The sequence below is a fragment of the Clostridium sp. AF22-10 genome (genome assembly GCF_003478725.1).
Lineage (GTDB): Bacteria > Bacillota > Clostridia > Lachnospirales > Lachnospiraceae > Otoolea > Otoolea fessa.
In genome coordinates this window covers 77,858-89,170 of sequence record NZ_QUFZ01000004.1, presented here as the reverse complement: position 1 = coordinate 89,170, position 11,313 = coordinate 77,858, and the positions used below count along the sequence as shown (strand labels likewise).

The 11,313-nt window shown below is 47.0% G+C and carries 10 protein-coding genes; 4 read left to right on the top strand and 6 right to left on the bottom strand.

The features are described 5' to 3' along the window. The first annotated feature begins 3 nt into the window (after nt 1-3). Entirely contained in the window at nt 4-774 is a 771-nt protein-coding gene (locus DWX91_RS04160; RefSeq protein WP_107001060.1) for a threonine/serine exporter family protein, read from the top strand. Continuing rightward, nucleotides 771-1,217: a threonine/serine exporter family protein gene (locus DWX91_RS04155; protein WP_227589434.1), complete on the top strand. Its 447-nt coding sequence runs from the start codon at nt 771-773 to the stop codon at nt 1,215-1,217. Before DWX91_RS04160 ends, DWX91_RS04155 begins: the two co-directional genes overlap by 4 nt. Here the strand turns inward: DWX91_RS04155 and DWX91_RS04150 are convergent. Together DWX91_RS04150 and DWX91_RS04145 are read right to left on the bottom strand one after the other, a co-directional pair. Continuing rightward, a complete protein-coding gene (locus tag DWX91_RS04150; RefSeq protein WP_118471990.1) occupies nt 1,171-2,115 on the bottom strand; it encodes a DUF5688 family protein in 945 nt (314 codons plus the stop codon). The genes DWX91_RS04155 and DWX91_RS04150 overlap by 47 nt on opposite strands. Before the next feature lie 1,009 nt (nt 2,116-3,124). Then, nucleotides 3,125-4,132: a radical SAM protein gene (locus DWX91_RS04145; RefSeq protein ID WP_412693825.1), complete on the bottom strand. Its 1,008-nt coding sequence runs from the start codon at nt 4,130-4,132 to the stop codon at nt 3,125-3,127. A gap of 143 nt (nt 4,133-4,275) precedes the next feature. Between DWX91_RS04145 and DWX91_RS04140 the strand changes: the two genes are divergently transcribed. Next, nucleotides 4,276-4,422, top strand: a complete 147-nt coding sequence (locus DWX91_RS04140; RefSeq protein ID WP_243017769.1) for a hypothetical protein — start codon at nt 4,276-4,278, stop codon at nt 4,420-4,422. Here the strand turns inward: DWX91_RS04140 and DWX91_RS04135 are convergent. The 3 genes from DWX91_RS04135 to DWX91_RS04125 all read right to left on the bottom strand — a co-directional run bounded on the left by DWX91_RS04135 (nt 4,419) and on the right by DWX91_RS04125 (nt 6,346). Next, nucleotides 4,419-4,982 (bottom strand): DNA-deoxyinosine glycosylase, encoded by a 564-nt coding sequence (locus DWX91_RS04135; RefSeq protein ID WP_118471992.1) that lies wholly within the window; start codon nt 4,980-4,982, stop codon nt 4,419-4,421. The two genes, DWX91_RS04140 and DWX91_RS04135, sit on opposite strands and share 4 nt — an antisense overlap. Nucleotides 4,983-5,544: 562 nt before the next feature. Next, nucleotides 5,545-5,784, bottom strand: a complete 240-nt coding sequence (locus tag DWX91_RS04130; RefSeq protein WP_107001055.1) for a hypothetical protein — start codon at nt 5,782-5,784, stop codon at nt 5,545-5,547. A 58-nt stretch (nt 5,785-5,842) separates the two neighbouring features. Beyond that, nucleotides 5,843-6,346: a GNAT family N-acetyltransferase gene (locus DWX91_RS04125; protein WP_107001054.1), complete on the bottom strand. Its 504-nt coding sequence runs from the start codon at nt 6,344-6,346 to the stop codon at nt 5,843-5,845. 557 nt (nt 6,347-6,903) lie between these two features. Here DWX91_RS04125 and ftsH point away from each other — a divergent pair. Next, on the top strand, nt 6,904-9,036 hold the full coding sequence (ftsH, locus tag DWX91_RS04120; protein WP_118471993.1) for an ATP-dependent zinc metalloprotease FtsH: 2,133 nt from the start codon (nt 6,904-6,906) through the stop codon (nt 9,034-9,036). A gap of 138 nt (nt 9,037-9,174) precedes the next feature. On the opposite strand, the gene DWX91_RS04115 is transcribed toward ftsH, so the two are convergent. After that, nucleotides 9,175-10,653, bottom strand: coding sequence for a DUF1846 domain-containing protein (locus DWX91_RS04115; RefSeq protein WP_022359314.1), 1,479 nt, complete (start codon nt 10,651-10,653; stop codon nt 9,175-9,177). Nucleotides 10,654-11,313 lie beyond the last annotated feature (660 nt).

Here is an 11,313-nt window from a genome sequence, read left to right as displayed (position 1 = left end):
GGTATGGAATATGGCGCGCTGATGGAGATGGCGGTCCGGGCGGGGGAGATCATGCTGGCGAGCGGAGCGGAGGTCTACCGTGTGGAGGACACGATTCACCGTATTTTAAAGCATTCAGGGATTGCACGGGCAGATGTGTTTGTCGTGACGACGGGGATCGTGGCGACGATTGCGGATGCATCACTTCCGCCGCTTACCTTGGTAAAAAGGGTGGAAAACCGGGCAACGAATTTGAACCGCATCTATCAGGTAAACAATGTTTCAAGGGAATTTTGCAGCGGAAAATTGTCCGTCGGGGAGGCGCAGGAACGACTGGATCGGATTGCTAATACGACATTATACGGATTCTGGAAGAAATGCATTGGCTATGCGGCAACGACGGGATTTTTTGCGGTGATGTTTGGAGGCGGTCCGGGCGAATGCCTGGTGGCGGCTGTCGTGGGAGTCGTTCTTGCGTTTGTCCTGCGGGCGGCGTCCAACCTTATGCTGAATGATTTCTGTCAAAATGCACTTGGCTCGTTTGCACTGGCGGTTGCGGCGTATCTGCTGCGCCGTGGGGCATTTCTGGGAATGAGCCTGGATGTAGTGATTATCAGCGCAATCATGCCGCTGGTGCCTGGGGTCACATTTACGGCGGCAATCCGCGATACGCTGAATGGAGATTACAGTTCGGGAGTCGCGCGGATGGCGGAGGCAGTCGTGGTGGCGCTGGCGGTTGCGTCGGGCGTCGGTCTGGCGATCGTGGCAGTCCGGCTGGCGGGAGGATCGGTATGACAGAGATGATAAGAGAATTGATGATCCAGAGCGTGGGGGCATTTCTGGCGGTTTTTGGTTTTTCCCTGCTGGTCGATATGCCGCGGAAATATCTGGTTTATGCGGGCATTACCGGAGGTGCCGGATGGCTGGCGTACCTGGTATCGATGCAGGTGGGAACCTCGCAGGTGGCGGCGGCATTTTTTTCCAGTCTGGCAGCGGCTCTGCTGAGCCAGGTATTTGCACGCGTGTTAAAAGCGCCCGTCACGATCTTTCTGGTGGCAGGAATCCTGCCGACGGTGCCGGGCGCATCGATCTACCGGAGCGTCTATTTTCTGATACAGGGACAGACAAAATGGTACAATTTTTATCTGATCCAGACGATCCAGATAGCGGGGGCGATGGCGGTTGCCATCTTTATTGTGGATTCACTGTTCCGTCTGCTCCGGAATAAAGCGTCGTAGTGGAACTGGGCGGCAGGTAGAGACAGCCCTGAATCCTGCTAAAATAATAAATATGATCTGACAGGCGCTCTTCAGCGGGCACATCCGACTGATTGATCGCCTGAACCATTTCATTGAGTTCTTCCGGCGGAAGAGAGACGTTGCTGGGAGTGAGAAGCACTTCATGGATGCTGGACGGAAGGATAATCAGATCTTCGCCCAGGCTTTCGGCAAACTCTTTTAAGACGCGGGGATAGAGCATGCAGGCAGCGCCGTTGATGCCGCGCGAATTTGTCAGAACGTAGAGAGCGACCGATGGAAGAGCTTCCGTTTCAACGATGTCCTCCATTTCGAGCTGATTGAGGGTGGATTCGATGGAGCTGATGTGGTACGGCAGTATGCGAGGTGTGTTTTCTTCCGCCAGTATGCCGATCTCTTCCAGAGAAATATCCCACAGGGCAAGATGGTCGCTGTGTACCAGGGTCGTCATCTGTCCCTCCTCATTGTCAGTGAGGATCAGATAGAAAACGATCGCCAGATCGAGATACGGAATATGTGGGATGTGGGAGAGAAGCACCTTATTTTTAGCGGCGTGGATCAATTTGTAGGCAATCCGGCCGCGTACGGCATCAAAATCACGCAGTTCCTCGCAGATATCCTCCGAAAATCCTGGATTTGTCTCATACACCATCAGGATCTGATCGGTAATAATGGAGAGCGGCATCCCTTCCTCCGCTTCATTATAGTAGGCGTTCAGATAGACAGTCGGTGATAACCGTGAGCCGGGTTTCGTAAAGCTCAGCCCGTCGAGCATCAGTCCATTATTTTTCAGAACCCGCCGCAGGGAGACGTTGGCTTTTTTATTGAGGCGCGTCTGCACCATCGACTGGATTGTTTTCAAAAAAGTTTCATAGACCATAGAGTACCTCCTGAAATAAAATTGCAGATAGGGGATGCCCGCTTGCTCATGTAGGTTATGAATTTCAGCAAAATGAGAAACAGTTTCCCCGTGTGAATAAGTTTTAAGGAATCAAATCAAGAAGCAGTCATGAAGTTTGAGATGTGAAGAAAGATTGCTTAGTGATTAAAAAATAAATAAAAAGTTCAGAGTTTTAGCGTTTACCTTTTGAGTGCGTAAGTATGAAAATGGTCATGGAAATCATCGAAAAAACTGAACATGAGAATCGCAGGAACCAGTAAGATGTGAAAAAATTGCCTGCATATAAAGAAGCAGGTGCCAAATGCACCGATATCATGATTATACTGGAAAATGGGAAGATTGGCAAGAAAAATAACAGGGGAAAAGTGAAGTTCTGGTTGCGGATTTGTTGCTGTTCACGCATACGTTCCCAGTAACAGTTTGCATGACGCTCATAATGTGTGAACGATGGTAAATAAAGAGATAAGATGGCGTGACTGCGAGATGAAAACTAATAGCTGGCATTCGTGGTGGAAATAAAACTGAAAAATAACAAGAAAATACAAAATTAGTATTGACAAAATGCGACATATGTATTAGAATAAAACCATCAAAAGAAACAAGAAATAAAACAAAAAAAGAAGGGAGCTGATTCCACCGAAAACATAAAACTGGTTCAATTTTTTAATAAAAAAAATTGAACAAAGGAAAACCAAAATCAACAAGTAAAAATCAGTCAATCATCTATCATACATATTTAGAAACAGGATTCGGTTTAGTGATATGACGAGAAAGTATCATTAAAAAGAAGCGTTTTTTAAAAGAGAGATAGATAAGTGAAAAAAGAAAAAAATAAGATTGAACGATTCAGAAATTGTTGAAAAAGGAATCAAAATTGAATAAAGGAAAAGTTCAAAGAAAGAGGTATCATCCAATGGACGAGATAGTTTAAAGGGTATCGATAAAATGTCAATTTATCGATACCCTTTTTCTGGTTCATGGAAAGGCATCAAGAAGGATCTTTTCTTATATAAATATCAAATCCCTTGCAATTCAAACGGCGGCGTGTATTCTTCTTTTGCGCTGCTTTTTTCCTGCATAAAGCCTGTGTGAGTCCCAGCTCAATCGCGGCATCGACGACTTTCTGGTATTCGTAGCTTGTGATGCGACGGTTGATTTCCGGATATCTGCTGCTCTGGTAGAAGGGGGTGTACTGGCTCATAAGGCTTACCAGAAAATGCCCCTCCGGGAGGTTGTCGTGAATCCAGTGGAGCAGGCGGATGGAATCGTCTTTGTGTTTTGGAAGAACCATATGCCGCAGGATCACGCCGCGCTTCATGAGCTGGCAGGCCTGGCCATTTTCGGAGAAATCTTCCAATACCAGCGGACCGGTGTGCTTGATCATCCGTTTGACTGCTGCGGAGGCGACCGGAAAATAGTCCGGGGCGGCGGAATAGCGGGCGGACAGTTCGGAAGAGTAATATTTTAAATCCGGCAGCCAGATATCGATATAGGGAGCCAGCGCATCAACCGCCTCCAGCGTCTCATAACCGCCGCAGTTGTAGACGATCGGGATGAAAAGCTGCGGTTTGACCCGTTTTAAGACGGGCAGTAGCGACGGAAGGTACTGCGTCGGCGTCACCAGATTGATATTGTGCGCGCCCTGTGCCTGCAGTTCCAGAAAAATTTCCTCCAGGCGCGTTCCGGAAATATCTTTTCCAAAGCCTTCGCTGCTGATCTGGTAGTTCTGGCAGAAACAGCAGCGCAGTGTGCAGCCGGAAAAAAAGATGGTACCGCTTCCGTGCAGACCGCTGATACACGGTTCCTCCCACGGATGAAGCGCCGCGCGTGCCGCCCGGATACCGGCAGGGCTGTGACACCAGCCCTGTTTTTTTGTGCGGTTGATCTGACAATTTCGCGGACAGCAATGGCAGCTTTCGTAGGAGTAGGCGGCTGGTTCAGAGAACTGGACAGGCGAGCCGGCACTTGAATTGGGTAGGGGAATATATGTGTTCATAGGTTTTGCTTCCTTTTTTTATAAGATTTTTTGTAAAGGTAATTCCTTCAAAGCTTTTTTACATAGTTCAAATCTGTGTTGAATCCGAAAAATCGATCGTTATAATGTATTTATTCTACTAAGAAAGATGAGCAGTGTCAAATGTGATTACATTTAATACGAAAGGGCTGGACTTTGCACTGACGGCACTGTTTGTAATGATTTTTACGGAACAGTGGATCGGACAGAAGCGCCATTGGCCGGCAGGGACTGTATTTTATATGATTCTGGTGCAGATGGTATTTGTTTAGATGCAGCGTGTTTTTGCCCCGTGTGCATTGTCTTCGGAAACAGTGCTTTTTGTTTCAGATCCGGGTTTCCCCAGGATCTGGTTGATACATTTCCAGGCATCTGTCAGCCGGTCGAGGTTCCAGGCAGCGTTGGCAGGGCTGGTGGACGGCAGTTTGATTGCCTCAATGCCAGTCTGTTTACGGCAGAAGCGGTCGTACATTTTTCCGGACAGCCCGCCGTTTGTGTAAATCGCCTGGATGGAAGCGTGATCCAGGATAGAGGCGAGGTCGTTTGGAACAACATCGCGGATGGAACTGTCGCTGGATCCTTCGATGGAACAGCTATGGATGGTGTCCCAGACGGCGATGTGGTTCCGCAGCAGAAATTCCTTCTTTTCCTCGATGGAGGATGGAACGTCTTCCTTTCGCAGGCGCGCTAAGAGCTTCCAGAAACGATTCTGCGGGTGCCCGTAGAAAAAACAGCTTTCTCGGGATTTGACTGACGGAAAGGAACCGAGGATTAGGATGCGGGAGTCGGCGTCAAAAACAGGTGGGATTGGGTGGATGATGTGGGATGGCATGGTGGAATCTCCTTTTTGCGGATTATTGTTGTCAATTATAATAAATACGAAATCAATTTTCGACTTTGATCTGGCTTCATTTGGTACATGGACATGATACTCACGAACCCGCGCTATCGCGCTCTACCGCCCTGCTTCGCAGGACGGTTCGTTCGTTAGTGGCGCAAGAAAAGAATATGTCTGCTTTACAGCCGCATTCTTTTCTTCTGCGCTTATTATACCATGACCACTAAATTCGTGAAACACCTCATTAAGTGGTCAGGTATATGTTCTCACTAGACTCGAAAATACCTCGTCAAGTGTTCACATTATATCATAGATCAAAAATGATAGAATGTTTTTTTGAAACTCCCTTTTTACAAAAGTGTGTCTGATGCATACTAACTCATAATTATACGAAACACCACACTTTTATTCGTTTTCTATTCATTTCCGGCTAATGGGTATTCATTTTTACTCTAAGTTATCATGCAATTTATTAGAATGGAATTTTTGAAAGAGCCAGCACCTTGAATGGGCTGACTCTTTCAATGTCACCTGTAATTGACAAACTGGAATTGTTCTACTTCTTTATCTTTTTAATATCCTGATACAGCCCATATCCCAGAAACAGGATTCCAATAATAAACGCAATACCAGCCGCTATTGCTAAAAAAGGACCTACATATTCAAGACCTGCTGCAAATAAAGTGGCATTCCACGAAGCTACTCCACTCATAAATATCGCAGCAGAAATATATCGTGCAGAAATTAAAACTGCTGACATGAAACAGAAAATAGCACCTACAATTTTGTTTTCCATTTAAATCACCTCCAAATTCCGATTTTTCGTTCTCTGTGACTTCCCAATAAACGGGAATTTATCGTTTTATTCTGGTATAAAACTCTTTTTCATCTTGGTGATGAATATAGGCCCCATTTTTAATCTGCACACGCAAAGATGCCATATTATCCCTATGAACAGACATATATATTTCGTCTTCTTTAATAATGTGCCAGGCTTTTTCGATTGTCAATCTCAACCCTTCCGAGGCGTATCCCTTGCCTCTGAATTCTTTCTTTATTCCATATCCTATATGGCCTCCTCCGTTTGCAAGTGCAGGAGTAAGGTAATGACGCACGCGAAATAATCCTACTATTTTCTCATCATCCCATAAGAAAAAATCCGTTTCTGGAACCCATCCATCAGCCAGATCAATTCCCTTTTCAGCATTAATATAACCAGGCAATATTTTTATTTCAAATTCCTTTCTTGAACATCCAGACGCAAAATTCGTAAATCCATTTTCATTGGAAGGGGTATTAGTAATAAATTCGTATTCCTTTTCAATATCTTCCAAATTAGCTGATTTTAAGTACAACATAAAAAGCTGCTTCCTCCTATTTTTCTCAAAGAGTTCGGTCAATCCCGATTTGTATAACAGTAGTCTAACACACGTTGTTTAAAAATACTACAGCCAAGCCAATGTCTGTAATTTGCCCTAAAATTTCATTTTATGGAATTTGGACTACTTGATTTTCTAATTGCATACGCAATTCGTGAAATGTATCATTATACTGTTGATACATCAGACACACAAATGTAAATAGGGACTTTTTAAAAAGCAATTTTTCGAATAACTGTGACGAGGTAACTGTATCGGGAAGAGATACACAGCGGATAGTTTTGATGGCATTTCATATATGCAGAGAAAACACCTATATTTTATAAGGAGTTCACAAGTTTTTAATATTTTCACTTCTTGATTTATAGGCAATCTGCCACTATAATGGATAAGAGTACGCAGAAATTTGCGCGCTGACGGGGAAGAAAAGCGGGCATGAAGCCGGATGAGAAGCAGATGCGGCAGATTTAGAGGGCTTTTTAGTAACCTGATGTGGCAGATTCCGGATGTACAGTGACACAGAATGGAGAAAGTGTATGGATAATAAGGGAAACCAGAATAAAAATGGAAAAAATCCCCGCGGTCAGAATTATGCAGTGCTGATCATGACGATGCTGTTTACGCTTCTCTGCGTGGCGATGATGCACAACCTCTGGCAGGGCAGTCGCACGCACAAGATGCCATACAGCGAGTTTAATCAGATGCTTAAGGATCACGAGGTAGAATCGGTTGTGATTGGCAATGGAAAGATTCAGATCACGCCGAAGGAAGATTCGAAGAAATATGGCGGCAGCCAGGGAAAATACGGAAATCTGGTAGGAATGGAGTACTACACGATTCCGATCAACGATCCGGATTTGGAAAAGAAGCTGGATGAAGCTGGTGTTACGACCTATGAACAGGCAGAAGTGGACGCGACAGGCAGTATTATCATGCTTCTGCTCGAGTGGGTGCTTCCGATTGCAGCGATGTTCGTCATTTTCAATATGATGATGAAGCGCATGGGCGGCGGAGGCGGCATAATGGGTGTCGGCAAGAGCAATGCCAAAGTATATGTACAGAAAGAGACCGGCGTTACGTTCAAGGATGTGGCAGGCGAGGATGAGGCGAAGGAGTCTCTGACGGAGATTGTTGATTTCCTGCATAACCCGGGAAAATATACGAAGATTGGTGCGAAACTGCCGAAGGGTGCGTTGTTAGTCGGACCGCCAGGAACCGGTAAAACACTTCTTGCCAAGGCAGTAGCTGGAGAGGCGAAGGTTCCGTTTTTCTCTCTGTCCGGTTCAGATTTTGTGGAAATGTTTGTCGGCGTCGGCGCATCCCGTGTGCGTGACCTGTTCAAGCAGGCGCAGCAGTCGGCTCCGTGTATCATTTTCATCGATGAGGTGGATGCGATCGGTAAAAGCCGTGATTCCCGTCTGGGCGGCAACGATGAACGTGAGCAGACGTTAAACCAGCTCCTTTCGGAGATGGATGGATTTGATTCCTCCAAGGGTCTTTTAGTCATGGCGGCGACGAACCGCCCGGAGATTCTGGATCCGGCGCTGCTTCGTCCGGGACGTTTTGACCGCCGAATTATCGTGGATAAGCCGGATTTAAAGGGGCGTGTGCAGATTTTAAAGGTACATTCCAAGGATGTAAAACTGGATGAGACGGTTGATTTCGAGGAGATCGCGCTGGCTACATCTGGCGCTGTAGGTGCGGATCTTGCCAATATGATGAACGAGGCGGCGATCACAGCCGTTAAGAATGGCAGGAAAGCCGTTTCCCAGAAGGATTTATTTGAGGCAGTTGAGCTGGTTCTGGTTGGCAAAGAGAAGAAAGACCGCATCCTGAGCCAGGAAGAGCGCCGGATTGTTTCGTATCATGAGGTTGGTCATGCGCTGGTCAGCGCCCTGCAGAAGGATTCGGAGCCGGTACAGAAGATCACGATTGTGCCGCGTACCATGGGTGCGCTCGGCTATGTCATGCAGGTGCCGGAGGAAGAGAAGTACTTAAATACTGAGAAGGAAATCCGCGCGATGCTGGTCGGATTTTTAGGCGGACGTGCGGCTGAGGAGATCGTTTTTGATACGGTAACGACAGGTGCGTCAAATGATATTGAAAAAGCAACCCGGATCGCGCGTGCGATGGTAACCCAGTACGGTATGTCCAAGAAGTTCGGTCTGATGGGACTGGAAAGCCAGGAAAATCAGTACCTGAACGGGAGAACCGTCCTGAATTGCAGTGATATGACAGCGGCAGAGATTGACAAGGAAGTCATGCATATTCTGAAGGTTTCTTATGAGGAGGCAAAACGCCTGCTGAGTGAAAACCGCGAGGCGCTTGATAAGATTGCGGCGTTCCTGATTGAGAAAGAGACGATCACCGGTAAAGAGTTCATGAAGATTTTCCATGAGGTAAAGGGAATTCCGGAGCTGGAGGAAAAGAAACAGGAAGGCGAGGACCGGATTGAGATGCCGGAGGCTGAGAAGACAGGCGATGAGGTGCAGCCGGTAAAGACTGCGGAGGAAACGAACGCAGAAAACTCACAGAACCAGCAGAAGCTGGAAGGAAAACCGGCGGATGAAGCACCGGCAGACGAAACACCGGAATCGGCAGAAGCTGTAGCATCAGAGAGTCCAAATGAGGATGAGATGCGCGGTGGAAGCTCGTTCGACCGGAAATAAAAGTGATGTATAGCATAAAAGAAATATTTATACAGTAAATAGAACGGCTGTATTTCAGCAATGTGAATCCATATATTGAAAAATCTATGAGTTCTGTTTTGCTGAGATACAGCCGTTATTTATATAGGATTATATCAATTACTGGTACAGGCGGTTGTGCTCATATACCGGCTCGGAGGTCAGTTCGATGCCGAGACGTTTGAAGGTCTTGATATCAACCTCCGACAGCATGACGGAGGTGTGAACCTGGCAGCCGCGCAGTTTTTCGAGCTGTTCCAGGGCGATCTGCGCGTGTTTGTTGGTAGCGGCGCACATGGACAGTGCGATCAGAACTTCATCGGTGTGGAGACGCGGGTTGCGGCTTCCGAGGTACTCGACTTTCAGCTTCTGGATCGGCTCGATCGCGATCGGGGAGATCAGGTGCTCATCGTGCGGAATATTGCCAAGTACCTTGACAGCATTCAGAAGCAGGGCAGCGGAAGCGCCGAGCAGGTTGGTTGTCTTTCCGGTAGCGATGGTTCCGTCCGGAAGTTCGATGGCAGCAGCCGGAGCACCGGTTTCTTCGGCGCGTTTCAGGGCAGCCGGAACAACCTTGCGCATATCGGTGGTCAGTTTTGCCTGCTTCATCAGAAGTTCGATCTTATAAACTTCCTCTTTGCCGACATCCTCTTTGACAACGCGGTTTAATGCCTGATAGTAGCGGCGCAGGATTTCCTGACGGGATGCCTCGCAGCAGGCTTCGTCGTCAATGATGCAGTTTCCTGCCATGTTGACGCCCATATCAGTCGGGGATTTGTACGGGTTCTCGCCGTAGATTCCCTCGAAAATAGCGCTCAGAACCGGGAAAATCTCGATGTCACGGTTGTAGTTGACCGTTGTCACACCATAAGCCTCCAGATGGAACGGATCGATCATGTTGACATCGTTTAAGTCAGCGGTCGCTGCCTCGTATGCCAGGTTGACCGGGTGCTTTAACGGGATATTCCAGATCGGGAAGGTCTCAAATTTGGCATATCCAGCCTTGACGCCGCGTTTGTTCTCGTGGTAGAGCTGGGAAAGGCAGGTTGCCATTTTTCCGCTTCCCGGTCCCGGCGCGGTGACAACAACGAGTGGACGTTTGGTTTCAATGTAATCATTTTTACCATAACCTTCATCGCTGACGATCAGCGGAACATTGCCCGGATAACCGTCGATGGTGTAGTGGCGGTAAACCTTGATGCCCATGGATTCGAGCTTGTGTTTGAAGACATCCGCAGTGTTCTGCCCGGAATAGTGGGTGATTACAACGCTTCCAACATAGAGTCCCTTGTCGGTAAAGGATTGAATCAGACGGAGTACGTCTACGTCGTAAGTAATGCCGAGGTCGGAACGTACTTTGTTTTTCTCGATATCCGCAGCACTGATGACGATGACGATCTCCGCCTGATCCGCTAACTGCAGAAGCATCCGCAGCTTGCTGTCAGGTGCAAAGCCCGGAAGAACCCGGGATGCGTGGTAGTCATCGAACAGTTTTCCGCCAAATTCGAGGTAGAGCTTATCACCGAACTGGTTGATACGCTCACGGATATGTTCCGACTGCATTTTCAGGTATTTGTTGTTGTCAAAACCGATTTTCATCTAATCCTCCGTTCTTAGTTTCGTCCCGCACAGAATACCGGTATCGCGGTGGGGGCAGATGCCGGTTTCCATCTGGTGGGATGAAAATCATATGTTTGTATGGATGATTGCGCCGCCAGGTCACAGTCCATGTCCGGCACAGACTGCCATTCGCAGTTGTTTATGTCGATGCTCTTTGTGTGAAATGAACGCAGCACAGCAGACCGCAAAGAATCACAATTAGTACTATTATCCTACAAAAAAGTCTATTTGAGTAGAGGAAAAATAAAAAAATTTTAAAATCGGAAAAATGACGGATTTGGTTTTCGGAAATGTAATATTTTCTGGCGAAAATTTTTGTGTACAGGCGATGGGGATGGAGGAAAGAAAATCTGGATGTAAATTGATAAAAAACAGAAAAGGGCATACAAAATGTGATATAATGAGCGCAGAAGAAAAGAATGCGGCTGCGAAGCAGACATATTCTTTTCTTGCGCCATTAACGAACGAACAGCCATGCGAAGCAGGGCGGTGGAGCGCGATAGCGCGGGTTCGTGAGTGGACGGGTGAGAATACGTTCTTATGATATAATGAGCGCAAGTGAGCCAGAAAGCTGCTTGCAGATTTAAGGCGAACGGCGAATCGTGATATAATGTGAACACTTAGCGAGATGTTTTAAGG

Excerpts from the sequence above, each read along its gene's own strand:
- DWX91_RS04160 (WP_107001060.1), top strand. The coding sequence starts at position 4 with ATGGAATATGGCGCGCTGATGGAGATGGCGGTCCGGGCGGGGGAGATC.
- DWX91_RS04155 (WP_227589434.1), top strand. The coding sequence starts at position 771 with ATGACAGAGATGATAAGAGAATTGATGATCCAGAGCGTGGGGGCATTT.
- DWX91_RS04150 (WP_118471990.1), bottom strand. The coding sequence starts at position 2,115 with ATGGTCTATGAAACTTTTTTGAAAACAATCCAGTCGATGGTGCAGACG.
- DWX91_RS04145 (WP_412693825.1), bottom strand. The coding sequence starts at position 4,132 with ATGAACACATATATTCCCCTACCCAATTCAAGTGCCGGCTCGCCTGTC.
- DWX91_RS04135 (WP_118471992.1), bottom strand. The coding sequence starts at position 4,982 with ATGCCATCCCACATCATCCACCCAATCCCACCTGTTTTTGACGCCGAC.
- DWX91_RS04130 (WP_107001055.1), bottom strand. The coding sequence starts at position 5,784 with ATGGAAAACAAAATTGTAGGTGCTATTTTCTGTTTCATGTCAGCAGTT.
- DWX91_RS04125 (WP_107001054.1), bottom strand. The coding sequence starts at position 6,346 with ATGTTGTACTTAAAATCAGCTAATTTGGAAGATATTGAAAAGGAATAC.
- ftsH (WP_118471993.1), top strand. The coding sequence starts at position 6,904 with ATGGATAATAAGGGAAACCAGAATAAAAATGGAAAAAATCCCCGCGGT.
- DWX91_RS04115 (WP_022359314.1), bottom strand. The coding sequence starts at position 10,653 with ATGAAAATCGGTTTTGACAACAACAAATACCTGAAAATGCAGTCGGAA.